Raw genomic sequence first — 25,568 nt, forward strand, 5'->3', positions numbered from 1 at the left:
ACTCACTGACCAAACAACACCTTCTGCCCCTCTGGCGATGTAAACATCCCATCACCATCATGCCCGACCCCGGGCACTTCGATCAGTTGCTGACTCAACCCTTGAGAATGGCGTCGCTTCAGATAATTGAAATAATTGCGCCCACGAATCAGTCGAGAAGCACCTTGGGCTTTGGCTTCACAACTTTTATCCAGCGCCGGATGATTCGGGTCGATGTCCTGCTGCCCGAGTAAATAAACGATGTCACGTTTGACGTAGTTTTCTTCAAGTTGCGCAGGTGTTTGCCCATCGGCATAAGCGGGCAGCTCCGCCAGCCCGTACTTCCATCGATTGAAATTCGGACACTTCGCATGACTGAACGCCACCGGCCGTTGCTCATTGAAGTAGGCATATGAGGAAGGGTTGGCGATCACATAGCGCACTTTCACTCCCTCCGTCTCGAGGGCTGGCTGAGGGTGACCCAGCAAGGCATAACGCTGAACCACCTGAGCGCCGCCGGAGTGACCGGCGATGACGATTTGCTTCACGTCCGGAAACTGTCGCCGATCGCCCAGTCGAGCGATGATTTCGTCGAGCGCCGCATAGGAACTCAGCGTAAACGGCGCGGTGGATAAGCCGCCGGCCATCCAGTCATTGCCTTGCCAGCGTAAAACGCTGTCAGGCACCGTATGGCTCGCAATGTCGGTTTCGTTGAGAAACTGCGGTGCGAGCACCAACGTGTTCGCGCTTTGCCCGGCCTGCTCGGCTGCGTGTTCGGCGCTTTGGCGGTAGGTTTCAGCATTGCGCAATCGACCATGGACGACGATCAGCACGCGTTCGATTTTCGCCGGCGTCGGGCCAATGCTCACCGCGATTTCCCCGGCGCTCAGCAACAAGCGCCCGGAACTGATCGCCTTGACCCCTTGCTCGGCAGCCTGGGTGCTTGCGCAGGTAATTAACAAAGTTAGCAGCCACTTACGCATCACAGATTCTTCGCGGCAAAGGTATCGCACTCGCCAACTTGGCCTTGTGCGAACCCGGCCTTGAACCAGCGCACTCGCTGGGCCGAAGTGCCGTGGGTGAAGGAGTCCGGCACCACGCGGCCCTGACCTTGCTGTTGCAAGCGGTCGTCGCCGATGGCGTTGGCGGCGTTCAAGGCTTCTTCGATGTCACCGGGTTCCAGCCAGTTCAGACGTTTTTGCGCATTGTTGGCCCAGACGCCGGCCAGGCAATCGGCCTGCAGTTCCTGGCGCACCAGCAAACCGTTGTCGCCTTCCATCTGCCGGCCCTGTTGGCGAGCGGTTTGAATCTTCGCTGAAACGCCGAGCAAGGTCTGCACGTGGTGCCCGATTTCGTGAGCGATCACGTAGGCCTGGGCGAAGTCGCCCGCGGCGGAAAAGCGTTGAGACATCTCTTGGAAGAAACTCATGTCCAGGTAGACCTTCTGGTCAGCCGGGCAATAGAAGGGACCGGTTGCTGAAGTCGCCAGGCCGCAGGCCGAGTTGACGCGGTTGCTGAACAGCACCAGGGTCGGATCTTTATATTGCCGATCGGCCTGCTGGAAAATCTGGCGCCAGGTGTCTTCGGTATCGCCGAGGATCGAGCGCACGAATTCGGCCCCTTCATCATTGGCCGGTGGCGCCTTGCGGGTTTGTGTGGGGGCCGGGGCTGACTGTTCGCTCATTTGCCCGGTCAGTTGGCCGAGGATCTGCAGCGGGTCCTGGCCGGTGATCCAGCCGATCCCGACGATCAACAGGATCGCCGTCAGGCTCAGGCCCTTGCCTCCACCGAAGCGCATCCCACCGCCCCCACCATCGCCACGTGCATCGACCACGTTGTCGCTGCGTCGGCCTTTTTTCCAAAGCATGGGGGATCCTCTTTTTTACCTGATGAAGGCGCATGGTGATGAGTGTTGCCGGTGAGTAGGTATGGCGCCAGTCCGGTCGTCTGACAGCCCTTGGCGACATGGGTTCTCAGAAGTGGCGACATTAGCGGTTTCATGGACGGACGGGTACTTCAGATCGGTCAAGACAACTGCCGGGCAGGTTCCAGATTTTGCTTACCTAGAGTTGTCTTTTAGAATCAGCCAAACTTCATTCGGAATCTCCCATGGCAGGCAGTCAGATCGAACGTGTTTTCAGCGTGCTGGAAAGCCTTACCGGTGAACCCCAAGGTTTACCGATGCAGACCCTGGCCGAGCAATTGGACATTCCCAAGAGCGCGACCCACCGTCTACTCGCCGAACTGATTCGTCTGGGGTATGTGCGGCAGAATCCGGAAAACCTGCGTTATCACTTATCGACCAAACTGGTCGCCATGGGCTTTCGTTATTTGTCCGGCAGTGGTGCGGATATTGTGCAGCCAGTGCTGGATCGGCTGGCCCGGGAGACCGGTGAGCTGGTGCGTCTTGGGGTGATCGAAGGCGAGCGCCAGACCTGGATCGCCAAGTCCCAGGGAGCCCGTTCCGGCCTGCGTTACGACCCGGACATGGGGCGCGATGCGCCGCTGTTCTATACCGCCTCGGGGCATGCGTGGCTGGCCTGCATGAGCGATGCCGAAGCGTTGTCGCTGGTTGAGCGCCAGGCAGTCGAGAAGCCCGAGGGCCTGGGACCCAATGCGCCACGCTCCAACATCGAACTGCTGGAGCGGCTGCGCCTGGCGCGCGAGCAGGGCTATGCCTGGGTTGAGGAAAGTTCGGCGGTAGGCACGTCGGCGATTGCTGCGGTTATCCGTCATCCATTGCAGGGGCGAGTGATCGGTGTGCTCAGCATTGCCGGACCGAGCGCGCGGATGCCGGGGGCGCGACTGCATGAACTGGCACCGACGTTGTTGGCGTTTGCCCAAGAGCTTTCGGCAGCGAGTCAGGCGTCGGAACTCTTTAGCTGATAGCCGCTTGGACCCATCGATTTGGAAGTCGATTAAAAAACCGTGCGTTGTTCGCACACTTTCAGGCGGTGCAACTTTAAGAAAATGGAACCTGGTTCTAAATTATTGGAATTATCCCGCCAGAAGAGAGCCTCGCCTTGACGTCGCCTATCAGTACCCCGCTCTCCGGCGTCAATCATCCTTTCAAAGGCATCCTGCTGGTAGTGGTCGCGACCTTTCTGTTTTCCAGCCATGACGCCTTGTCGAAATACCTCTGCGGGTTCTATCCGGTCGTCATGGTGGTCTGGGCTCGCTATGTGATTCACACCTTGTTGATGGCCGGGATTTTTCTGCCGCAATCCGGGTTGCGCGTCCTGCGCACCAAGCGGCCATTGCTGCAGTTGATGCGGGCGTTGTGCTTATTGGGAACCAGCCTGCTATTTACCAGTGCGCTGTTGTTCATCCCGTTGGCCGAAGCCACGGCGGTGAATTTTCTCGCACCGGTATTGGTGACGGCGCTGTCGGTGCCACTGCTCGGTGAACAGGTGACGCGCGGCCAATGGCTGGCGGTGGTGTGTGGATTTATCGGGGTGTTGATCATCGTCCATCCCGGCGGCGAACTGTTCACGCCTGCGGTGTTGCTGCCGTTCTGCTCGGCGCTGTTTTTCTGTTTCTATCAGCTGCTCACCCGCAAGCTCAGCGAAATCGACAGCCCGACCACCAGCAATTTTTTCGCCGGGCTCTGCAATACGTTGGTGATGAGCGCGCTGGTGCCGTTCTTCTGGCAAGTGCCCAGCCTGGGTCATGGGTTTTTGATGGTGGCGCTGGGGGCGTGCGGGATGACGGCGCATCTGTTTCTGACTCAGGCCTTCCGTCACGCCGCGCCCGCGTTGTTGGCGCCGTTCGGCTATTGCCAGATTGTCTTTGCCGGTTTGCTGGGCTGGTTGCTGTTTTCTCACACGCCGACCCTGACCACCGTGCTCGGGATCGCGGTGATTTGCTGCAGCGGGTTGGCGGCGGCGTGGCAACAACGTAGGCAGTAGGAGAGGGCAGGCCTGGAATCAGGCCTGCCGGAGGAAGGGAGTTTACTCGGTGACGGTAGGAATCTTGCGCGGTGCCATGAAGTACATCCAGATCAGTGCGATGAAGTACATCGCCGGAATCATGGTGAACAGCACGGTGTAGTTGTTGTTGGTGATCGTCAGAATGTGGCCGACCAACTGGGTCATGAACATCCCGCCGATGGCCGCGCACATCCCGCCGAAGCCGAACACCGTACTCATCATGTGCTTGGGCGTGTAGTCCATCACCAGGCTCCAGATGTTCGCGGTCCAGGCCTGGTGCGCACCGATGGCCAGGGAGATGGCAAACACTGCGAGCCACAGGCTGCTTGAGCCGGCGGCCATGACCACGCCGATGATGCAGCAGGCGAACAGGAACATGGACATCAGTCGTGCCTTGATCGGATTGACCCCGCGACCGATCAGGAACGAGGACAGAATCCCGCCGCCGACACTGCCGAAGTCAGCGGTGAGGTAGATGATGATCAGCGGGATACCCATCTGGGTCACGTTGATTCCCAGGTTGTATTGCTGATTGAGAAACGGCGGCAGCCAGTACAGGTAGAACCAAAACACCGGCGCGGTGATCGAGTAGGCGAGGGCGAAGGCCCAGGTGCCACGCATGCGCAGGATTCGCGAGAACGGTACGCGGGATTGTTCCGGCTCGACTTCCTTCTGGATGTAGTCCAGTTCCGATTGTTTGACGCTCGGGTGATCTTCCGGGTTGAAGTACTTCAGGCCCCAGAACAGCAACCAGATGCCGCCCAGTGCCGCCATGCACAGGAACGCGGCTTGCCAGCCCCATGCGTGGAGGATCAACGGCAGCAGCATCGGCGTGAACATCGCACCGACGTTGGTCCCGGCGTTGAAGATGCCGGTGGCCACGGCGCGCTCGCCGGCGGGGAACCACAAGCGGGTGGTTTTCACGCAGGCCGGGTAATTCGCCGCTTCAGTCAAACCGAGAATGAACCGGCAGACCATGAAGCCCACCGCCGAAGTGGCCAGGCCGTGAGCACCGGTGGCCAGGCTCCAGAGCAGCACCGCGCAGAAGAACACGCGTTTAACGCCGACCCGGTCGATCAACCGGCCCTGCAGCACAAAGCCAATGGCGTAGCCGACCTGAAACCAGAAGTTGATGTTGGCGTAGTCCATCGCCGTCCAGCTCATTTCCTTGGCCAGGATCGGCTGCATGACGCCCAGGGCGGCGCGGTCAATGTAGTTCAGAGTGGTGGCGAAAAACACCAGCGCCAGCATCCCCCAACGGGTTTTGCCGACCGCCATGGCGCCGCGGATTTTATCGCCGATGCCGCCAGTGGCGACGCCCATGGCCGGAGCCACGCGAGAGCTTTGAGAAGGAATCATGTGTGTGTGCCATCCGTTCAATGACTGACAAGCGAGGCTTGTCGGGACTTCAAGGGCGCGTGATCAATCGATGGCGCCAGGCGCGGGTGTGATTGATCGGCTGAGGTGTTTTCGTCGGACTGACGACAACGCGTTATTCAGCGAGCGGCACGGTTCGGCCGAGAGGGCGCAAAGTTCGGATGGATGCCAGGTACGGCGTGAGGGCGGTGGAGCAAGCAAACAAGGCGTTGAATGAGCGCATGAGCGTGTACCCGTTTTTTGAAATTTTTATGTGGTGTTCAGGGTCTTTGGTAACCGAGTCCATGGGGTTGTGACCGGACTCAATGTGGTGTCGATGTTGCGCAGTGGACGAAAAATCGTCAATTCGCCAACTGCCATTGTGTTCGATAATCGCCCGCAAAACTAACCGGGTAGTACACTTTGAATTGCTGTGTGGATTCGTCAAGCCAATAATTTGCCCAAGACAAACGCTACCCCCGTAGGAGCTGCCGAAGGCTGCGATCTTTTGATCTTGATTCTGACGCCTGACCTATTGCTGAAGGCAAAGTCAAAAGATCGCAGCCTTCGGCAGCTCCTACGCCCTGACAAGAAATTTCCCTACCACCGGGAGTCGACACATGCAGCGTTCCATTGCCACCGTTTCCTTGAGCGGCACCCTGCCGGAAAAACTCGAAGCCATCGCCGCCGCCGGTTTTGACGGGGTGGAGATTTTTGAGAATGACCTTCTCTACTACGACGGCAGCCCGCGGGAAATCAGACAGATGTGCGCCGATCTCGGGATCGCCATCACGCTGTTTCAACCCTTTCGGGATTTCGAAGGTTGCCGCCGCGATCGCCTGCCACGCAATCTGGAGCGGGCCGAGCGCAAGTTCGATTTGATGCAGGAACTGGGCACCGACCTGGTGCTGGTGTGCAGCAACGCCTCGGCCGACTCCATCGGTGAAGAGCAGGTCCTGATTGATGATTTGCATCAGCTCGCAGAGCGGGCCAGCATTCGTAGCCTGCGGATTGGCTATGAAGCGCTGGCCTGGGGCCGGCATGTGAACACGTATCAACAGGTGTGGAATATCGTTCGCCAGGCCGATCATCCAAGCCTCGGTGTATTGCTGGACAGTTTTCATACGCTGTCGCTCAAGGGCGACCCGAGCGCCATCGCCGATATTCCCGGCGACAAGATTTTCTTCGTGCAAATGGCCGACGCGCCGATCCTGGCCATGGATGTGCTGGAGTGGAGCCGGCATTTCCGCTGTTTCCCGGGCCAGGGCGAATTCGATCTGCCGGGCTTCCTCGCGCCCATCATCAAGAGTGGCTACACCGGGCCGCTGTCGCTGGAGATCTTCAACGACGGCTTTCGCGCCGCACCGCCACGGGCCAACGCCGCCGACGGTTTGCGTTCGTTGCTGTATCTGGAAGAGAAAACCCGCCAACGTCTGGAACAGGAAGCCACGCCCGCAACCAATCGCGACATTCTGTTCGACACCCCAAGCGCCAGTGAATACAGCGGCATCGAGTTTCTTGAATTCGCAGTGGACGAAAGCCTCGGTGCCAAGCTGTCCCATTGGCTGGAGCGGCTGGGGTTCGTCAAGGCCGGGCAACACCGTTCCAAGAGTGTCAGCCTGTTGCGTCAGGGCGATATCAACCTGATCCTCAACTCTGAACCTTATTCCTTCGCCCACAGTTTTTTCGAGGCACACGGCCCATCGCTGTGCGCCACCGCCGTGCGGGTCAAGGACAGCGCCAGTGCGCTGGCCCGTGCCGTGGCTTACAAAGGCCAGCCCTATCGCGGACTCGTTGGTCCCAATGAGCTCGAACTGGCAGCGGTGCGTGCGCCGGATGGCAGCCTGATTTACCTGGTGGACCAGGGCGACGATGTCTACGGCACCGACTTCAATCTGCAACCGACGGCCGTGGCCAGCGGTGGCCTCAAGCGTATCGACCATATGGCGATGGCACTGCCCGCCGACAGCCTCGACAGTTGGGTGCTGTTCTATAAAAGCCTGATGGATTTCGAAGCCGACGATGAAGTGGTGCTGCCCGACCCGTATGGTTTGGTGAAGAGCCGCGCATTGCGCAGCCGATGCAGTTCGATCCGCTTGCCGCTGAACATTTCCGAGAACCGCAACACCGCCATCTCTCACGCGCTGTCGAGTTATCGCGGTTCCGGCGTGCATCACATCGCGTTCGATTGCGACGACATCTTTGCCGAAGTCAGCCGCGCCAAGGAGGCGGGCGTACCGCTGCTGGATATCCCGCTCAACTACTACGATGACCTCGCCGCGCGGTTCGATTTCGACGATGAGTTCCTCAGCGAACTGGCCTATTTCAACGTGCTCTATGACCGCGATGCCCAGGGCGGCGAGCTGTTTCATGTCTACACCGAGCCGTTCGAAGGGCGGTTCTTCTTTGAAATCATCCAGCGCAAAAACGGCTACGCGGGTTACGGCGCGGCCAACGTGGCAGTGCGACTGGCGGCCATGGCTAAATCGCGAAGTGGTGGCGTACGTCAGGCAAAGTTGTAGGAAAATCGTAAACACGGGTACAAAACCGCTGCCTCGCGGCTTCCTTCACCGCGCGCAGCGGCCCATAATCGCCTGCTTGTGCAGTGATGGCCGTGAGCCCGCAATGACAATAATTTCAGAACTCTCCGTAGCGCCCGAAATGCCAATTGCCGAGCCTCGCAAGAGTCGCAAGAACAATCCGGAAAAGACCCGCGAGAACATCCTTCAAGAGGCCATTGTCGAGTTCGTTCAGCAGGGGCTTTCCGGTGCGCGCGTTGATGCGATCGCCGACCGCATCCACACCTCCAAACGCATGATCTATTACTACTTCGGCAGTAAGGAGCAGCTCTACGTCGAGGTGCTGGAGAAACTCTACGGGGATATCCGCAGCACCGAAAACCGTCTGCACTTAGCCGAACTGGCGCCGGTGGAAGCGATTCGGCGATTGGTGGAATTCACCTTCGATCACCATGATCGCAACGTCGATTTCGTGCGTATCGTCAGCATCGAGAACATTCACAACGCCGAGTACGTGAAGCGCTCCGATGCGATCAAGGCGATGAACAACACCATCCTCGATTCACTGGGCGAGATTTTGCGTCGTGGCTCCGAAGAAGGTGTATTCCGCACCGACCTCGATCCATTGGATGTGCATCTGCTGATCAGCTCGTTTTGCTTCTATCGCGTATCGAACCGTCATACCTTCGGTGAGATCTTTCAGATCGATTTGCCGGACGAAAGCATCAAGCAGCGTCATCGGGAGATGATTTGCGAGTCGGTTTTGCGATACCTGCAGGCCTGATTTGTAGGTTCCTAAAAGATCGCAGCCTGCGGCAGCTCCTACAGGATCGGTTAAACGCCGATTACCGTGTAGGAGCTGCCGCAGGCTGCGATCTTTTGATTTTCAACCATTCATGCTCTGAAAATGCGCCAGCATCCGCTGAGCATCCGGCACCACCCCGCTGAACAGTTCAAACGCCTTCACCGCCTGGAACACCGCCATGTTACCGCCATCCAGGGTTCGGCAACCCAACGCACGAGCGTTGCGCAGCAGTTCGGTTTCCAGCGGGAAGTAAACGATCTCCGCGACCCACAATTGCGCCCGAAGCAGTTCCACCGGCACGGGCATGCCCGGCAGCTTTTTCATGCCCATCGGCGTGGTATTCACCAAGCCGTCAGCCTGACCCAGCGTGCCTGGCAAATCATGCCCGGCCACGGCGCGGCCGAAACCGAAATGCTGATTGAGGTTGTTCGCCAACGACTGAGCGCGACTTTGATCCACATCGAAAATGCTCAGCAGCTGTACGCCTTCGCTCAATAGCGCGTGGGCCACTGCCGCGCCTGCGCCACCGGCACCCATTTGCACCACACGATCACGGGCAACGTCCTTCAAACCACGGCGAAAGCCTTCGGCAAAACCCAGGCAATCGGTGTTGTGGCCGATGCGTTTACCGTCCTTCAGCACCACCGTATTCACCGCGCCAATACCGCGTGCCTCCGGCGACAATTCGTCGAGCAACGGGATGATCGTCTGCTTGCACGGGAAGGTGATGTTCAGCCCGGTGAAATTCATCCGTTCGGCGGCCATCAGCAGGTCGGGCAGGGCGCTGCTGTCGAGTTTCAACTGATCCAGATCGATCAACCGATACAGGTAACGCAAACCCTGCGCATCGCCTTCATGCTCGTGCAGCGCCGGGGTGCGGGAAGCCTGAATGCCGGCACCGATCAGCCCGGCCAATATCACGGTGTTCTGTGTCATGACGCTTAACCTTCCAAACGTTGGCTGAAATGCTCCAGCGCCAAACGATAGCCGTGGCTGCCGAAACCGCACATGACCGCGGTGGCGATGGACGAAACAAAGGAGTGATGCCGGAAGGGTTCGCGGGCATGGACGTTGGACAAGTGTACTTCGATCACCGGCAATTCGCTGGCGACCAAGGCATCGCGAATGGCAACCGAGGTGTGAGTCCACGCGGCCGGGTTGATGACGATCCCGGCGCAGCGGCCACGGGCGGCGTGAATCCAGTCGAGCAGTTCGCCTTCATGGTTGGTCTGGCGAAATTCCACTGTCAGGCCGAACTCTTCGGCAGCGCGACCGCACAGCGCTGAAATGTCTGCCAGGGTTTCATGGCCGTAAGTCGCCGGTTCACGGGTGCCCAGCAGGTTCAGGTTCGGGCCGTTGAGCACCAGAACGATAGGGGACATGGGGTCTCTCCACATATTATTTTTGGCAGTGGCCGAGGGTTTCAGCCTGTGAGGAGAAATTGTACTAACTGGTTAATAAGGTCAATTGAAGAGGGCGTCAGGTTCGGATTATTTGTGCGGTGATCGGACAGATGCAAAAGATCGCAGCCTTCGGCAGCTCTTACAGGAGAACGCATTCCAACGTAGGAGCTGCCGAAGGCTGCGATCTTTTCAGCGAGGCAGATGTTCAACCAGAAAATCGATAAACGCTCTTAGCCGCAACGGCACATGGCGGCTTTGCGGATACAGCAAAGTGAAAGGGCGGGAGCGTCCGCTATAAGGCTTGAGCACCTCCACCAGCGAACCGTTCGCCAGTTCGTTTTCGACAATGAAGCGATAGGTTTGAAACAACCCTGCGCCGTGTTTCGCCAATGTCACGCCGCCTAATACGTCATCGGAGCAGCAGTAGTTGCCCTCGGCAAGAATCTCCAGCGGCACACCGTTGTCGTTGAACAGCCAGGCAATCCGTCTGCCGCTGCTGGGCAGTTCGTACTGGATGCATTCGTGCTTAGCCAAGTCATCCAGGGTTTGCGGAGTGCCGGCACGCTTCAGGTAATCAGGACTGGCAATCATCACCAGCGCGGCGTCCTCCAGCGGCCGGGCAATCAGCCCGGAGTCGGGAATAGCCCGCACGCGGATTGCCATGTCATAGCCTTCGCCGACGAAATCGATGTTGCGATTGCTGATGTGCGCCTCGACTTTCACGGCGGGAAAGTGCGCCCGAAACGCAGGCAGCAAGGGCAGGATTCGATGATGGGCGTAGGTCGTCGGAATGCTGATGCGCAGAGTGCCAGAAGGTTCTTGCTGCTGTCCCATCACCTCGCGCTGGGCCTCGACCAATTGTGCGAGAGCCTCACGACACTCCTCGAAATAACGCCGGCCACTGTCGGTCAGCTTGACGCTACGGGTGGTACGCGCAAACAACCGCACACCCAAACGTTCTTCCATGCGCGACACCGAGCGGCTGACGGCGGCCGGGGTCACGCCTGCCACCAGAGCCGCGGCAGTAAAGCTGCCAGCCTCTGCGGCCAGACAAAACAGTTCGATGCTGCCCAGCTGAAGATCGTCGAAATGTCGCTGCATGATTGATTACACCGGGAATCAAATGAAGTACCAGTGGCTGTATTTATCAAATCAGGACGTACAAATACAGGGCGTTTCAATCGCCCACAAAAAAGCCGTCCAGTGGACGGCCGATTTGTAGGTGGAGGCTGCAATCAACGACGGGTCAACAACACCCCGGACTCCATGTGATGGGTCCACGGAAACTGGTCGAACATCGCGCATTGAGTAATGCGGTGGGTGTCGTGCAGTTGGGCGATGTTGGCCGCGAGGGTTTCCGGGTTGCAGGAAATGTAGAGGATGTTGTCGAAGCGTCGGGTCAGTTCGCAAGTGTCCGGGTCCATGCCGGCGCGGGGCGGGTCGACGAACACGCTACCGAACTCGTAGCTCTTGAGGTCGATGCCGTGCAGGCGGCGGAACGGGCGAACTTCGTTCAGGGCTTCGGTCAGTTCTTCGGCAGACAAACGCACCAGCGTGACGTTATCCACCGCGTTTTCACTCAGGTTGCTGAGTGCTGCGTTGACCGAGGTCTTGCTGATTTCGGTGGCCAGCGCTTTGCGCACGCGGGTCGCGAGCGGCAGGGTGAAGTTGCCGTTGCCGCAATAAAGCTCCAGCAAATCGTCGGAGCGATCGCCGAGGGCGTCATACGCCCAGTTGAGCATCTTCTGGTTCACCGTGCCGTTGGGTTGGGTGAACGCGCCTTCCGGCTGGCGATAGCTGAAGGTGCGGCCGCCAACTTCGAGTTTCTCGACCACGTAATCGTGACCGATCACTTCGCGTTTGCCCTTCGAGCGACCGATGACACTGACGTTCAACTCGGCTGCCAGTTTCGACGCGGCCGCGTGCCAGTGCTCGTCCAGCGGGCGGTGATAGCACAGGGTGATCATCGCATCGCCGGCCAGGGTGGTGAGGAACTCCACCTGAAACAGCTTGTGGCTCAGGGCCGCACTCGCTTGCCACGCCGCCTTGAGTTGCGGCATCAACTGGTTGATGCGCCTGCTTGCGATCGGGAACTCTTCGATCAGGATCGGCGTGCGTTTGTCTTCCTGGGAAAACATCGCGTAGTGGCGCTCGCCGGCTTCGCGCCACAGGCGGAACTCGGCACGCAGGCGGAAGTTTTTCAGCGGCGAATCGAACACTACGGGTTCGGGTGCATTGAACGGGGCCAGCAGGTCACGCAGGCGCGTGACCTTTTCTTCGAGCTGAACGGCGTAGGCCTGGGAGTCAAAAGTCATGCGTTGAACCAACCCAATTTGATCACGAACAGAATCGACAGAATCACCAGCGCCGAATTCAACTCACGGCCGCGACCGGACAACAACTTGATGGCAGTCCAGGAGATGAAGCCGAAGGCGATGCCGTTGGCGATGGAATATGTGAACGGCATGGCCAGAGCAGTGACCACGACCGGCGCGGCGACGGTGATGTCGTCCCAGTCTATTTCGGCCAGGCCGGATGTCATCAGTACGGCGACGAACAGCAAGGCAGGCGCAGTGGCGAAGGCTGGAACGCTGGCCGCCAATGGCGAGAAGAACAGCGCCAACAGGAACAGAATCGCCACCACAATGGCGGTCAGACCGGTGCGGCCACCGGCACTCACGCCAGCTGCGGATTCGATGTAGCTGGTGGTGGTCGACGTACCCAGCAAGGAACCGGCCATGGCCGCGGTGCTGTCGGCGATCAGGGCGCGGCCCATTTTCGGCATGTGGCCGTCCTTGCCCATCAGGCCGGCGCGCTTGGCGACGCCGATCAGGGTGCCGGAGTTGTCGAACAGATCGACAAACAGGAAGGCGAAGATCACGCTGACCAGACCGATGTCCAGTGCGCCTTTGATGTCCAGTTGCAGGAAGGTCGGTGCCAGCGACGGCGGCATCGACATCACGCCACCGAACGGGGTGAAGCCCAACAGGATGGAGACGATGGTCACCGACAGAATGCCGATCAGCACCGCTCCACGGACTTTCAGGGCCTCCAGGGCAACGATCAGGGCAAAACCGAGGGTCGCGAGAATCGGCGCCGGTTGCTTCAAGTCGCCGAGACCGACCATGGTCGCCGGGTTGCTGACGACGATGCCGGCGTTGTGCAGGGCGATCAATGCCAGGAACAAGCCGATACCGGCGGCAATCGCCGAGCGTAGCGCCAGCGGAATGCTGTTGATGATCCATTCACGGATGCGGAAGATCGACAACAGGAAAAACATCACCGCCGAGATGAACACGGCGCCCAGCGCCACTTGCCAGGTGTGGCCCATGTGCAGGACCACGGTGTAAGTGAAGAAGGCGTTCAGGCCCATGCCCGGTGCGAGGGCGATCGGGTAGTTGGCGATCAGGCCCATGGTCGCCGAGCCGATGGCGGCTGCCAGACAGGTGGCGACGAACACCGCGCCCTTGTCCATGCCGGTCTCGCCGAGGATGCTCGGGTTGACGAACAGAATGTAGGCCATGGCCAAAAAGGTCGTGACGCCCGCCAGAATCTCGGTCCGCACGTTGGTGTTGTGTGCCTTGAGTTGAAACAGCCTTTCCAGCATGTCTGCTCCTCGTGGCGCGCCCGGCGCCGTGAATGTATCGACCTCAACAGCAAAGCACAGACCGCTGCAGGCGCCTGGGTATTTTCTGTGGGGTCGGAAAAAGCCGCGCATCATACCAGCAGCGTGGGGCTATGGCTGCTTATGGCTGCGATCGTCGTCGATGTTTTGCACAAAAGGGAACTGCGCCATACTGCGCGCTGTTTTTTTGGGGGAGGGAGGGGGTAGATATGTATTGCATTAATAAGCGTGTGATTGCGGTATGTGGGTTGCTGCTCACCTGTTTCATCGGAGCGCAAACAGCCATTGCGGCCACTGCGCAACCGTTGAGCCAGGTAAAAGTACTCAAGGTCGAATCGCCAGGCTGTGGCTTTGAAAATATCGCGGATGGCCAAGCGCAAACCAGTTGCGACCACAAAGGGCCAAACATCAAGGTGTACGTGCTGGAAGTCGGCTACGGCCGTGCAGCCCATGTCGCACTGGACGGTTTCGAGGTGAACGGCACCCGAACCCCTGTCTGTGCCTTTGATACCGGCAACCTGACCGAGTGCTCCGCCGGGAAAAAAACCGTCGGCTATCTGTACATCTTCAACCTGGCGGGCAAGCAGGACGGCATCTTCACGTTCAGCAACACCTCGATCAACGCACCCGGCAACACGATGTCGACGCAGCTTTACATCAAGTAACGGCTGGGCTCGAACAAGGGTCAGGAAAGCTGACTACGCTTTAAAGATTATCCTGTGGACAGCGCCCATGACCTTTAGAGCCCTGATTACCCTCGCCGAGGGCATCGACGATCTGCAAACCGTGACCCTGATCGATGTGCTGCGCCGCGCCAAGGTTGAAGTGGTGGTGGCCAGCATCGAGGCACGGCGCATGCTCACTTGCGCTCGCGGCACCCGCTTGACCGCCGATGCGATGTTGGTGGATTTGCTGGCCCAACCCTTCGACCTGATCGTGCTGCCTGGCGGTGCCGTGGGGGCGCAACATTTGGCGGCTCACCAACCCCTGCAACAATTGATCAAGGACCAGTCCGCCGCCGGGCGCCTGTTCGCCGGTATCGCCGAATCTCCGGCACTGGCGCTGCAAACCTTTGGTGTTTTGCGTCAGCGGCGCATGACTTGCCTGCCTACGGTCAGCAATCAACTGTCGGGCTGCAACTTCGTCGATCAACCGGTGGTGGTCGATGGCAACTGCATCACTGCTCAGGGCTCAGGCGCCGCGTTGGAGTTTGCGCTGACGCTGGTGGAGCAACTCTGCGGCAAAGCCACGCGGTCGACGGTGTCGGGGGAATTGGTGGTCTAGTGAATGTCAGGCGTGGATAGCAATCGGTTCGATAAAGGGTTGCTCACGCTGCTCCGCTTGCCAGAGATCGTAGTCGGTCTGAACCCCTAACCACATCCGGGCCTTACCGATTCCAGCCCGCTCCAGACGTACCGCCAAGTCCGGACTGATGGGCGCATGGCCGTGCAGCACTCGCGAAAGATGCGGGCGGGCGAATCCAAGGTGCCTGGCCAATTCGGTGACGCTGATACCAAGCTCGGGCAATACATCCATCAAGAGTGTTTCACCAGGGTGTGGCGGGTTGTGCATGGGCATGGTCCTGCCTCCTGTCAGTGGTAATCCAGATAGTCGACCAGTTCGATATCCGAACCAATAAAACGAAAAATCACCCGCCAGTTCCCCGAAACGCTGAGTGACCAATATTCGGTCAGCTCGCCCTTGAGCGGATGTAACCGCCATCCCGGAAGGTCGAGGTCGTCGGGCGCCACTGCACGATCCATGAACTGCAGCATGCGAGCCAGACGTTTCGCATGATCTGCTCGAATCCCACGAGTCGAACCGGTTTCGTAGAAGCCACGAAGGCCTTTGTGCTGAAAGGATTTGATCATGCTCGAAGTGTAAGGCGATACATTACACTTGATGCACTATCTATGTATTGCACTTGGTCGGAGAATTTATGCTTTGTGCTGATTTCCGGTCTTTTGGAAGCAGGTACGGGACCTCCGTATCCTGAGTTACGTCAGGCCCTGACCTCTTCCACCGGCACATGCATGCGGTCGCGGTTGGCCAGGGTCGGGAACAGTTTGATCCAGGTCCCGGTCACCATCAGCGTGCCGATGCCGCCCATGACCACTGCCGGCACGGTGCCGAACCAGTGGGCCGTCAGGCCTGATTCGAACTCGCCGAGCTGATTCGAAGCGCCGATGAACAAGCCATTCACCGCGCTGACCCGGCCGCGCATTTCGTCGGGGGTTTCCAGTTGCACGAATGAGGCGCGGATCACCATGCTGATCATGTCCGCTGCGCCCAACACCACCAGTACCGCGAGAGAAAACCAGAACGAAGTCGACAGGCCGAAAGCGATGGTCGCCACGCCGAATATACCCACCGCGGTAAACATCACTCGTCCGACGTTGCGCTCCACGGCAAATCGCGCCAGAAACAGCGACATCAACAGCGCACCGACTGCAGGGGCCGAACGTAGCAGACCCAGACCCCACGGGCCGGTCAGCAGAATATCTTTGGCGAACACCGGCAGCAGCGCGGTCGCGCCACCCAGCAGAACCGCAAACAGATCCAGGGAAATCGCCCCGAGAATATCCGGGCGGCTGCGAATGAAGCGGATGCCCGCCAGCAGCGAATCCAAAGTGGCCTTGCCCTTGTTCAGCGGTGTCTGCCGGGCCGGGAGGTTGAGCATCAGCGCACAGGCGATGAGATAAAGGATCACCGTCGGGCCATACACCCAAACGCTGCCGAAGGCGTAGAGCAAACCGCCCAGCGCCGGAGCGACGATGGTTGCTGATTGTTGCGCAGATTGCGCGGCGGCAACGGCACGGGGGAATAACGCGCTGGGCACAATGCTCGGCAGCAATGCCTGGGTCGTCGGCATTTCGAAGGAGCGGGCAGCACCGAGCAGGAAGGCGAGGATGAAGATCATCTCCCGGGTGACCTGGTCGGTCGCGCTGCCAATGGCCAGTGACAGGGCGATCAGCGCTTGCAGGGACTGACAAATCGCCGCGACCTTGCGCCGGTCATAGCGGTCCGCGACATGCCCGGTGTGCAGCATGAACAACACTCGAGGGGCAAATTCCACCAGCCCCACCAGGCCCAGATCGAGCACATTGCCGGTCAGTTGATACAGATTCCAGCCAATGGCCACGGTCAACATCTGAAAACCGCTGGCGGTAAACACCCGCGCCAGCCAGAACGCGATAAACGGGCGGTGATGACGTAACAGCAGGGGCGCTTGGCTGGGCATCTGAAGGCAGGTCTGGGCAAGGGAAGGGCGAGATTATCACCAACCTGTAACGAGAAGTTGCAAGGCTAGGAAGTTTAGTTAGCTAGACACCGATCTATGGAACATACGAAATCCCTGTGGCGAGGGGGCTTGCCCCCGTTGGGCTGCGAAGCGGCCCCAGACCCAGGCAACTCATTTCTGCCAGTACACCGCAGTAACCGGATTTACGACTGCTGCGCAGCCGAACGGGGGCAAGCCCCCTCGCCACAGTTAGTCACCCTCCCAAAAAATGCATTTCATGTCGTTGCCAAACCCATGAGGCAACCTGTCACGCGGCAAAAGACCACACCGTCCATCGGCAAAAATGCGACTACTCTTTCAACGTTGCTTGATCCAGATCAAGACCCTTCGTGGAATTGATCCGGTGGCCAGATGGCCAGACTCCCTACGTTTGTGATGATGGTACAAAAAGAACGAATTCGAATTCGCCACACTCCATATCCGTGGGGGCAGTGGGTGTAGGCCGCAAGCCTTCAGCCGGTATTACCTGACAGAGGAAGACTTATGTTCGGTTTGGAGGCACTTGATCTCGCCCGGATTCAGTTCGCATTTACCATTTCGTTCCACATCCTGTTCCCGGCTATCACCATTGGCCTGGCGAGTTACCTGGCGGTGCTCGAAGGCCTGTGGCTGAAGACGCACAACGACACTTACCGCGATCTGTACCATTTCTGGTCGAAGATCTTTGCCGTCAACTTCGGCATGGGCGTGGTTTCCGGCTTGGTCATGGCCTATCAGTTCGGCACCAACTGGAGCCGTTTCTCGGACTTCGCCGGTTCGGTGACCGGGCCATTGCTGACCTATGAAGTGCTCACTGCCTTCTTCCTTGAGGCCGGTTTCCTCGGCGTCATGCTGTTCGGCTGGAACAAGGTCGGGCGCAAGCTGCACTTTTTCTCGACGGTCATGGTAGCCATCGGCACCCTTATTTCGACCTTCTGGATTCTGGCCTCCAACAGCTGGATGCAGACCCCGCAAGGTTACGAAATCGTCAATGGCCAAGTCATTCCGGTGGACTGGCTGGCGATTATTTTCAACCCGTCGTTCCCCTACCGGCTGTTGCACATGTCCACGGCGGCGTTTGTGGCGACCGCCTTCTTCGTCGGTTCGTCGGCGGCCTGGCACTTGCTGCGCGGCAAGGACAACCCGGCAATCCGTACCATGCTCTCGATGGCGATGTGGATGGCACTGATCGTTGCTCCGATTCAGGCGGTTATCGGTGACTTCCACGGCGTTAATACGCTTAAGCATCAACCGGCGAAAATCGCTGCGATCGAAGGCCACTGGGAAAACGTCGGCGATGAACCGACCCCGCTGATCCTGTTCGGCTGGCCGGACATGAAAGCCGAGAAAACCAAATTCGCGGTAGAAATTCCGTACCTCGGCAGCCTGATTCTGACCCACACCCTGGACAAGCAAGTACCGGCACTCAAGGAGTTCGCGCCTGAAGACCGGCCGAATTCGACCATCGTCTTCTGGTCATTCCGGATCATGGTCGGCCTGGGCGTGCTGATGATCTTCACTGGTTTGTGGAGTCTGTGGCTGCGCAAACGTGACAGGCTTTATACCTCACGTCCATTCCTGTACCTGGCGCTGTGGATGGGTCCATCCGGCCTGGTCGCGATTCTCGCCGGCTGGTTCACCACTGAAATCGGCCGTCAGCCGTGGGTGATCTACGGCTTGATGCGCACGGCAGACGCATCCTCCGGGCACAGCTTCGTGCAGATGAGCATTACCTTGGTCATGTTCGTTGTGGTGTATTTCGCGCTGTTCGGTGCAGGTCTTGGCTACATGATGCGTCTGGTGCGCAAAGGGCCGAAGATCGACGAAGGCAAGGAAACCAACGAAGGCGGTCCTGGCCAGAAACGCACACCGGCCCGTCCGCTGTCCGCAGCCGATGACGATGGCAGCGAAGCTGATAACAGCCCCAGCCTGACCAAGGAGATTTGACTCATGGGTATTGATCTTCCGCTGATCTGGGCCGTGATCATCATCTTCGGCATCATGATGTACGTGGTCATGGACGGCTTCGACCTGGGAATCGGGATTCTCTTCCCGTTCATCAAGGGCAAGAGCGATCGTGACGTTATGATGAACACCGTCGCCCCGGTCTGGGACGGCAACGAAACCTGGCTGGTATTGGGCGGCGCAGCATTGTTCGGCGCCTTCCCGCTGGCCTATTCGGTGGTGCTCTCGGCGCTGTACCTGCCGCTGATTTTTATGCTGATCGGGTTGATTTTCCGCGGTGTGGCCTTCGAGTTCCGCTTCAAGGCCAAGGACGACAAGCGTCACCTCTGGGACAAGGCATTCATCGGTGGCTCGATCGCCGCTACCTTCTTCCAGGGCGTGGCATTGGGTGCGTTCATCGATGGGCTACCGGTAGTCAATCGTCAGTTTGCCGGCGGTTCACTTGACTGGCTGACACCGTTCACGATGTTCTGCGGTGCGGCGCTGGTGGTGGCTTACGCGCTGCTCGGTTGCACCTGGTTGATCATGAAGACCGAAGGCAAATTGCAGGAACAGATGCATGACCTGGCGCGGCCATTGGCCTTCGTGTTACTGGCGGTGATTGGCATCGTCAGTATCTGGACGCCGTTGGCCCACGCTGATATTGCTGCACGCTGGTTCTCTCTGCCGAACCTGTTCTGGTTCTTGCCGGTGCCGATTCTGGTACTGGTGACCCTGTACGGTCTGATTCGCGCGGTGGCGCGCAATGCGCATTACACGCCATTCCTGCTGACCCTGGTGTTGATCTTCCTCGGCTACAGCGGTCTGGGTATCAGCCTGTGGCCGAATATCGTGCCGCCGTCGATCTCGATCTGGGACGCCGCCGCACCGCCGCAAAGCCAGGGCTTCATGCTGGTGGGCACGCTGTTCATCATCCCGTTCATCCTGGGTTACACCTTCTGGAGCTACTACGTGTTCCGCGGCAAGGTCACCCACGAAGATGGTTACCACTAGCCCATAGGACTACGGCGCTGGATTGATACCGGCGCCATTGCAGAGGAGAAAGCGATGATGGCGGGCAAACCTACGTTGCAGGAAATTGAAGCTGCCGAGAAAAAGCCGCTCTGGCAGCGACTCGGCTGGCTGGCGATGATCTGGACCGGCAGCGTCGTGGCACTGTTCATTGTAGCCTCGCTGATGCGCATGTTCATGAATGCCGCCGGTTTGAGCACCCACTGAAATTCCCATCCCGTTGCCTTGCGGCACGGATTTATAACCCTCCCGATGGAGGGTTTTTTTTCGCTTTTATTTACGTGCTTTGAGGATGACGAACTTGGGGGTGGCTGCTACTTGCTCGACGCCGCGGAACAACCGCGCCAGCTTGCTGTGATAACCCAGATGACGGTTGCCGACGATGTACAGCGCGCCGCCCACCACCAACGATTCACGCGCCTGCTGGAACATCCGCCAGGCCAGGAAATCGCCGACCACTTGCTGTTGGTGAAACGGCGGATTACACAGCACCACGTCCAGGGATTGAGGTTCCTGCTCTGCCAAACCATCGCCTGCCCGCACGATCACGTCACGATCGCCCAGCGCCGCGCGCCAGTTTTCAGCGGCCGATTGCACCGCCATGAACGATTCGTCCACCAGCGTGTAGTGGGCCTCAGGGTTTTGCAGGGCACTGGCAATCGCCAACACGCCGTTGCCACATCCTAGGTCGGCAACTCGCGCTGCGCCGAGGTTCTTCGGCAAGTGCGGCAAAAAGGCCCGCGTACCGATATCCAGCCCTTCGCGGCAGAACACATTGGCGTGATTGAGCAGTTCGATCGCAGGGGCGTCGAGTCGATAGCGGGTCGGGTAGGGGGAGACAGCAGGGGCTTTGGCTTCGGCTGTGGCGATCAGCAGCCGAGCCTTCTTCACTGCCAGCGAGGCTTGCACCGGGCCGATGTAACGCTCCAGCAGATCGCCCGCAGCGCGTGGCAAATGCTTCACCATCGCCGCCGCAATCACTTGAGCCCCGGGAGCCAGTTGACCCTGTAACCGGATCAGTTGCTCCTCCAGCAAGGCCAGGGTTTTCGGTACCCGGATCAATACCCGGTCAAACGGCCCGATGAACGCTTCGCTGGCAGGCACCTTCGGCACCGCATCAAACGCCTGGCCATTGCGTATCAAGTTTTTTTCCAGCCCCTGAAAAGCCAGAAACGAATCGCCGCTGCTGGTCACCCGAACCTTGCCCATCAGACTGGCGGCCAAAGCGCCGAAGCTGTCGTTGAGCACCAGCACTCGGGTATCGGCTGCCGGTTGTTGCTCGGCCAGATGAGTCAGCAGGTATTCGTCTGCGGCATCAAACGCTTGCAACGGTTCATTCTGCTGTTCTGGCTGGCGGATCAGATCGAGTTGAGCGAAGGGGGTTTCGAGCAGAGGCATGAGGCGGGGGCTCTGGGTAGTCAACGGAAGATGAACAACGAGTGGCCCGGCGCTCAGGGGCGTTGTAGCGGGCGGAACCATCCGAGCGAACTGCGTCGTGGAACTTCACACGGCATCACTCAGGATGGATCGCAGATGGTACGTTTTTTTGGTCTGGATTACTCGCAGGGATTACCTGATTCGAGCAGTTTCAGATAATGCCCGCTCTCGCTGCTTTGATCACTGCGGACATTTTGTTGTTGGCGCCGAATTTGTGGATGGCGCCCCGTATATGGAACTGTACCGTGCTTTCGCTCAGGCTGAGGATGATCGCGATCTCGCCTGCGGTCTTGCCGTCGGCTGAATATTTCAATACCTCGACTTCTCGGGATGATAAATGCACGGTGCCCGGTTTCGAGGGCGCAGGCAGATCCTTCGCGACAAGCCCGTGCAGATGACGGCTAATGAACAACGCGTAGCCCAGATTTTTATACAGATCGTGCGTAGTAACCGGGCAGTGGCTTCTGGCCAGGCTCAGCATGCTGCAAAGACCATTCTGATCATGAACGGATTGGGACCAGCCATAGCGCAAACCTTGCTGTTTTTGTGCTTGCCACAATATCGGTGTCTTGGAGAAGACCTCTTCCTGCCAAAGAATCGGTAATTCGGAATGATTGCAATGGGCTAGTATCGGGTCGACTTCACTGAAGTGCTCTTGTTCATATTTCGTGTTCCATTCGATGGGATAATTATTCAGATTGATCGTATGGCGGTGTATCCCCCTTGTTTGGGAGGTTATTGAAAATGCACAGAAATTAAAGCCAAGATTCTTAACGAGATTAAGAGAAATCTCGTACGCGGTCTCCATTTTCTGAGCGTAAGAAAGCTGCGCTAACTGTGATTCCTTCCACACTTTCATTGGGTAACTCCATGCGGACTTACTTGCGTTGGTGCTGATTGGATCCAAGATCCGGCACGCCACGAGTGTAGGAGAATTCTTATTTGCGTGCTGGATTTTTTTGCTCTTGAAAAAGCTTGCAACTGCATAACCTGTTCTTAGGTTCTGTTACAGCGGACAAACAGACTTCATGCCAACTGTTATCGTTTTGTAATTTTGTACTGTTTAGTTATGTGCCTAAAAGACATTACAAATCACCGGTGTTTACGCCGCCTGCTTTGCGGGACACTGGAGTCACCTGTTGAATGGAGCGACCCATGACTGCCAGTGCAGAGAAATTCACGCGCCAGACGCTGCTTGACGTCCAGCCGTTGACTCCAAACCTGTTTACCCTGCGGACCACCCGGGATCCGGGCTTTCGTTTTCGCGCAGGGCAATTCGCCCGGCTGGGTGTGACGAAGGTGGACGGCAGTACGGTGTGGCGGGCTTATTCCATGGTCTCGTCACCCTATGACGAGTTCCTGGAGTTCTTCTCCATTGTCGTACCGGGAGGGGAGTTCACCAGTGAATTGAGTCGGCTGGAAGTCGGCGATACGCTGCTGGTCGACCGCCAGTCCTTTGGCTATCTGACGCTGGATCGCTTCGTCGATGGCCGTGACCTCTGGTTGTTATCCACAGGCACCGGGCTGGCGCCCTTTCTGTCGATCCTGCAGGACTTCGAGGTTTGGGAAAAATTCGAACGAATCATCCTGGTCTACAGCGTGCGCGAAGCGCGGGAGCTGGCGTACCAAGAGCTGATTGCAGGGCTGTCCCAGCGCGATTATCTGGCCGAATACGCGCACAAGCTGCAGTTCATAGCCACCGTTACCCGCGAGCAGCATCCGGGGGCCCTGAATGGGCGGATCACGACACTCATGGACAGTGGCGAGCTAGAGCGGACGGCCGGTGTAGCGCTGACAGCCGAGCATTCGCGGGTAATGCTCTGCGGTAATCCACAGATGATCGATGACACGCGCAAGTTGCTCAAACAACGGGACATGCACCTGAGCCTCAGTCGACGACCCGGCCAGGTGGCAGTGGAAAACTACTGGTAAACAAACGGCGCCAAAGGCGCCGTTTGTTGGGGCAATCAGTTATCAGGGCTGATTGTTCTGAGCCTTGAGCAGATCGCGAATCTCTTCCAGCAGCTCTTCTTCCTTGGTCGGAACCGGCGGCAGGGTTGGTGCAACGGCCTCTTCGCGTTTCAGACGGTTGATGGCCTTGACGCCCATGAAAATCGCGAAAGCGACGATGATGAAGTCGATCAAGCTCTGGATGAACTTACCGTAGGCCAGCATCACCGCGGGGACATCACCGTTGGCAGCCTTGAGCGTAATGGCCAGGTCACTGAAGTCCACCCCACCGATCAGCAGGCCGATTGGCGGCATCACCACGTCGCCGACAAACGATGAAACGATTTTGCCGAAGGCCGCGCCAATGATGATACCCACGGCCATGTCGACCACATTACCTTTGACCGCGAAGGCCTTGAACTCACTTATCACGCCCATAGGTTATTTCCTTGTTACAGATGAGGTTGGTGAACGCAGTGTAATTCAGCAAAACGGCTCGTGCTCGAAACACCGTCTTACAATGCTCGCTCTTATCGACACATCTTCCGGCAATTAGTTTGCAAAGTGCCACCGGTCGCGCGCGATTACCCGCTCTAGAACGGGCTTTCCAGAACCTTTTCGCTATCGACTCGGTGCGGGATTTCTATTTATGTTTTGGCCTTTGGGTCACTAGCCTCTGTGGGGCGCACCTGGATGCGCCTTATAAAATCAGAGGAAACTTCCATGACGACTCCCCTTGGCCTCGGGGCTTTTCCACTCCGTCGTACCCTTGGCGTCCTGACCGCTAGCCTGTTGTCCTTCTCCGTCAACGCAGCGACGTTGACCCGCGATAACGGTGCCGCCGTCGGCGACAACCAGAACTCGCAAACCGCTGGCGCGACCGGGCCGGTGCTGTTGCAAGACGTGCAACTGATCCAGAAACTCCAGCGTTTCGACCGTGAACGCATTCCCGAACGCGTGGTGCATGCCCGTGGCACTGGCGCCCATGGCACGTTCACCGTGACCGACGATCTCAGTGACCTGACCAAGGCCAAGGTGTTCGCCGGCGGTCAGAGCACGCCGGTATTTGTGCGTTTCTCCGCGGTGGTCCATGGCAACCATTCACCGGAAACCTTGCGTGATCCGCGGGGGTTCGCCACCAAGTTCTACACCGCAGACGGTAACTGGGACCTGGTCGGCAACAATTTTCCGACCTTCTTCATCCGTGATGCGATCAAGTTTCCAGACATGGTCCACGCCTTCAAGCCAGACCCGCGCACCAACCTTGACGACGATTCCCGTCGTTTCGACTTTTTCTCCCATGTTCCGGAAGCCACTCGCACCTTGACCGAGTTGTATTCCAACTCCGGCACGCCGGCCAGTTATCGGGAAATGGACGGTAACGGTGTACATGCCTACAAGTTAGTTAACGCCAAAGGCGATGTGCACTATGTAAAGTTTCACTGGAAAAGTTTGCAGGGGATAAAAAACCTCGACCCTAAAGAAGTGACGGGTGTTCAAGGTCAAGACTACAGTCATATGACTAACGACTTGGTGTCACATATTAACAAGGGTGACTTCCCTAAGTGGGACTTGTACATCCAGGTTCTAAATCCACAAGACTTGTCCAAGTTTGATTTCGATCCGCTGGACGCGACCAAGATCTGGCCCGGTGTTCCTGAACGAAAAGTTGGACAAATGGTGTTGAACCGTAATCCAGCGAATGTTTTCCAGGAAACCGAACAAGTGGCCATGGCCCCCGCCAATTTGGTTCCGGGTATCGAACCTTCGGAAGATCGCTTACTGCAAGGGCGAGTGTTCTCATATGCCGATACCCAACTGTATCGTCTGGGGGCCAACGCTCTGCAGTTGCCGATCAACGCACCCAAAATCGCCGTGAACAACGGTAACCAGGATGGTGCAATGAACCTCGGCGCCAGCAGCACGGGCGTGAATTACCAGCCAAGTCGCTTGCTGCCCCGTGAAGAGCCGCAAACCGCGCGTTACAGCCAGTCGGCCCTGTCGGGCAGCACGCAGCAGGCGAAGATTCAGCGTGAGCAGAACTTCAAGCAGGCCGGCGATCTGTATCGCTCGTTCAACCAGAAGGAACGTCAGGACCTGATCGACAGCTTCGGTGGCTCCCTGGCCACCACCGATGACGAGAGCAAGCACATCATCCTGTCCTTCCTTTACAAAGCCGATCCGGAGTACGGGACCGGAGTGGCCAAAGTAGCCAAGGGTGATCTGGCTCGGGTCAAGGCGCTGGCGGCCAAACTGGTCGACTGATCCATCTGCCTGAAGCGGGACCTCATGCGAGGTCCCGTCTGATC

General features: G+C 58.2%; 25 protein-coding genes. 11 read left to right on the forward strand and 14 right to left on the reverse strand.

All coding sequences use genetic code 11. The annotated features are described in order from the left end of the window. Nucleotides 1–2 precede the first annotated feature (2 nt). Together TU81_RS21345 and ypfJ are read right to left on the reverse strand one after the other, a co-directional pair. Nucleotides 3–962 (reverse strand): alpha/beta fold hydrolase, encoded by a 960-nt coding sequence (locus TU81_RS21345; protein WP_048396458.1) that lies wholly within the window; start codon nucleotides 960–962, stop codon nucleotides 3–5. Continuing rightward, a complete protein-coding gene (gene ypfJ / locus TU81_RS21350) occupies nucleotides 962–1,846 on the reverse strand; it encodes a KPN_02809 family neutral zinc metallopeptidase (RefSeq protein WP_038981429.1) in 885 nt (294 codons plus the stop codon). The genes TU81_RS21345 and ypfJ overlap by 1 nt, the downstream gene beginning before the upstream one ends. Before the next feature lie 242 nt (nucleotides 1,847–2,088). On the opposite strand from ypfJ, the gene TU81_RS21355 reads away from it, so the two are divergent. Then, on the forward strand, nucleotides 2,089–2,865 hold the full coding sequence (locus TU81_RS21355; protein ID WP_048396459.1) for an IclR family transcriptional regulator: 777 nt from the start codon (nucleotides 2,089–2,091) through the stop codon (nucleotides 2,863–2,865). A gap of 137 nt (nucleotides 2,866–3,002) precedes the next feature. Continuing rightward, the gene (locus TU81_RS21360) at nucleotides 3,003–3,887 is read left to right on the forward strand and encodes a DMT family transporter (RefSeq protein WP_048396460.1); all 885 of its coding nucleotides are present in this window, start codon (nucleotides 3,003–3,005) and stop codon (nucleotides 3,885–3,887) included. Between the two features lie 42 nt (nucleotides 3,888–3,929). Here the strand turns inward: TU81_RS21360 and TU81_RS21365 are convergent, their stop codons facing one another. Then, nucleotides 3,930–5,267 carry an MFS transporter gene (locus TU81_RS21365; protein ID WP_048396461.1) on the reverse strand — a complete coding sequence of 446 codons (1,338 nt, stop codon included), beginning with the start codon at nucleotides 5,265–5,267 and terminating at the stop codon, nucleotides 3,930–3,932. A 617-nt stretch (nucleotides 5,268–5,884) separates the two neighbouring features. Between TU81_RS21365 and quiC the strand changes: the two genes are divergently transcribed. Continuing rightward, entirely contained in the window at nucleotides 5,885–7,786 is a 1,902-nt protein-coding gene (gene quiC, locus TU81_RS21370) for a 3-dehydroshikimate dehydratase QuiC (RefSeq protein WP_048396462.1), read from the forward strand. Between the two features lie 103 nt (nucleotides 7,787–7,889). Continuing rightward, a complete protein-coding gene (locus tag TU81_RS21375) occupies nucleotides 7,890–8,567 on the forward strand; it encodes a TetR/AcrR family transcriptional regulator (protein WP_048396463.1) in 678 nt (225 codons plus the stop codon). A gap of 102 nt (nucleotides 8,568–8,669) precedes the next feature. Here TU81_RS21375 and TU81_RS21380 read toward each other — a convergent pair whose 3' ends face one another. The 5 genes from TU81_RS21380 to TU81_RS21400 all read right to left on the reverse strand — a co-directional run bounded on the left by TU81_RS21380 (nucleotide 8,670) and on the right by TU81_RS21400 (nucleotide 13,598). Then, nucleotides 8,670–9,524, reverse strand: coding sequence for a shikimate dehydrogenase (locus tag TU81_RS21380; RefSeq protein ID WP_048396464.1), 855 nt, complete (start codon nucleotides 9,522–9,524; stop codon nucleotides 8,670–8,672). 5 nt (nucleotides 9,525–9,529) lie between these two features. Next, complete coding sequence (gene aroQ, locus TU81_RS21385; RefSeq protein ID WP_030129491.1) at nucleotides 9,530–9,970, reverse strand: type II 3-dehydroquinate dehydratase; 441 nt, start codon at nucleotides 9,968–9,970, stop codon at nucleotides 9,530–9,532. A gap of 210 nt (nucleotides 9,971–10,180) precedes the next feature. Then, complete coding sequence (locus TU81_RS21390; RefSeq protein WP_048396465.1) at nucleotides 10,181–11,092, reverse strand: LysR family transcriptional regulator; 912 nt, start codon at nucleotides 11,090–11,092, stop codon at nucleotides 10,181–10,183. 134 nt (nucleotides 11,093–11,226) lie between these two features. After that, nucleotides 11,227–12,306: a tRNA (uridine(54)-C5)-methyltransferase TrmA gene (trmA, locus tag TU81_RS21395; RefSeq protein ID WP_048396466.1), complete on the reverse strand. Its 1,080-nt coding sequence runs from the start codon at nucleotides 12,304–12,306 to the stop codon at nucleotides 11,227–11,229. Further along, entirely contained in the window at nucleotides 12,303–13,598 is a 1,296-nt protein-coding gene (locus TU81_RS21400) for an NCS2 family permease (RefSeq protein ID WP_007895297.1), read from the reverse strand. Before TU81_RS21400 ends, trmA begins: the two co-directional genes overlap by 4 nt. Nucleotides 13,599–13,825: 227 nt before the next feature. Between TU81_RS21400 and TU81_RS21405 the strand changes: the two genes are divergently transcribed. Continuing rightward, entirely contained in the window at nucleotides 13,826–14,281 is a 456-nt protein-coding gene (locus TU81_RS21405; protein ID WP_048396467.1) for a DUF4879 domain-containing protein, read from the forward strand. Nucleotides 14,282–14,348: 67 nt separating this feature from the next. Further along, entirely contained in the window at nucleotides 14,349–14,900 is a 552-nt protein-coding gene (locus tag TU81_RS21410) for a DJ-1 family glyoxalase III (protein ID WP_038981446.1), read from the forward strand. Between the two features lie 6 nt (nucleotides 14,901–14,906). On the opposite strand, the gene TU81_RS21415 is transcribed toward TU81_RS21410, so the two are convergent. The 3 genes from TU81_RS21415 to TU81_RS21425 all read right to left on the reverse strand — a co-directional run bounded on the left by TU81_RS21415 (nucleotide 14,907) and on the right by TU81_RS21425 (nucleotide 16,857). Further along, the gene (locus TU81_RS21415; protein WP_038981447.1) at nucleotides 14,907–15,194 is read right to left on the reverse strand and encodes a HigA family addiction module antitoxin; all 288 of its coding nucleotides are present in this window, start codon (nucleotides 15,192–15,194) and stop codon (nucleotides 14,907–14,909) included. Nucleotides 15,195–15,208: 14 nt separating this feature from the next. Continuing rightward, nucleotides 15,209–15,487 (reverse strand): type II toxin-antitoxin system RelE/ParE family toxin, encoded by a 279-nt coding sequence (locus tag TU81_RS21420; protein ID WP_038981449.1) that lies wholly within the window; start codon nucleotides 15,485–15,487, stop codon nucleotides 15,209–15,211. Between the two features lie 131 nt (nucleotides 15,488–15,618). Then, nucleotides 15,619–16,857, reverse strand: coding sequence for an MFS transporter (locus TU81_RS21425; protein WP_048396468.1), 1,239 nt, complete (start codon nucleotides 16,855–16,857; stop codon nucleotides 15,619–15,621). Nucleotides 16,858–17,400: 543 nt separating this feature from the next. Between TU81_RS21425 and TU81_RS21430 the strand changes: the two genes are divergently transcribed. The 3 genes from TU81_RS21430 to TU81_RS29765 are packed head-to-tail and all read left to right on the forward strand — an operon-like array spanning nucleotide 17,401 to nucleotide 20,079. After that, nucleotides 17,401–18,843: a cytochrome ubiquinol oxidase subunit I gene (locus tag TU81_RS21430; protein WP_048396469.1), complete on the forward strand. Its 1,443-nt coding sequence runs from the start codon at nucleotides 17,401–17,403 to the stop codon at nucleotides 18,841–18,843. Nucleotides 18,844–18,846: 3 nt separating this feature from the next. Then, the gene (cydB, locus tag TU81_RS21435; RefSeq protein ID WP_038981455.1) at nucleotides 18,847–19,854 is read left to right on the forward strand and encodes a cytochrome d ubiquinol oxidase subunit II; all 1,008 of its coding nucleotides are present in this window, start codon (nucleotides 18,847–18,849) and stop codon (nucleotides 19,852–19,854) included. Nucleotides 19,855–19,911: 57 nt separating this feature from the next. Next, entirely contained in the window at nucleotides 19,912–20,079 is a 168-nt protein-coding gene (locus TU81_RS29765; protein WP_080772158.1) for a DUF2474 domain-containing protein, read from the forward strand. Between the two features lie 66 nt (nucleotides 20,080–20,145). On the opposite strand, the gene TU81_RS21440 is transcribed toward TU81_RS29765, so the two are convergent. Together TU81_RS21440 and TU81_RS21445 are read right to left on the reverse strand one after the other, a co-directional pair. Beyond that, complete coding sequence (locus TU81_RS21440) at nucleotides 20,146–21,270, reverse strand: methyltransferase (protein WP_048396470.1); 1,125 nt, start codon at nucleotides 21,268–21,270, stop codon at nucleotides 20,146–20,148. A 190-nt stretch (nucleotides 21,271–21,460) separates the two neighbouring features. Next, entirely contained in the window at nucleotides 21,461–22,168 is a 708-nt protein-coding gene (locus TU81_RS21445) for an autoinducer binding domain-containing protein (protein WP_038981459.1), read from the reverse strand. A gap of 296 nt (nucleotides 22,169–22,464) precedes the next feature. On the opposite strand from TU81_RS21445, the gene TU81_RS21450 reads away from it, so the two are divergent. After that, nucleotides 22,465–23,241, forward strand: a complete 777-nt coding sequence (locus tag TU81_RS21450) for a ferredoxin--NADP reductase (protein WP_048396471.1) — start codon at nucleotides 22,465–22,467, stop codon at nucleotides 23,239–23,241. A gap of 42 nt (nucleotides 23,242–23,283) precedes the next feature. Here the strand turns inward: TU81_RS21450 and mscL are convergent, their stop codons facing one another. After that, nucleotides 23,284–23,697: a large-conductance mechanosensitive channel protein MscL gene (mscL, locus tag TU81_RS21455; RefSeq protein WP_007895273.1), complete on the reverse strand. Its 414-nt coding sequence runs from the start codon at nucleotides 23,695–23,697 to the stop codon at nucleotides 23,284–23,286. 285 nt (nucleotides 23,698–23,982) lie between these two features. Between mscL and katB the strand changes: the two genes are divergently transcribed. Beyond that, a complete protein-coding gene (gene katB, locus TU81_RS21460) occupies nucleotides 23,983–25,524 on the forward strand; it encodes a catalase KatB (RefSeq protein WP_048396472.1) in 1,542 nt (513 codons plus the stop codon). Nucleotides 25,525–25,568 lie beyond the last annotated feature (44 nt).

It is taken from the genome of Pseudomonas lini, assembly GCF_001042905.1.
Taxonomy (GTDB): domain Bacteria; phylum Pseudomonadota; class Gammaproteobacteria; order Pseudomonadales; family Pseudomonadaceae; genus Aquipseudomonas; species Aquipseudomonas lini.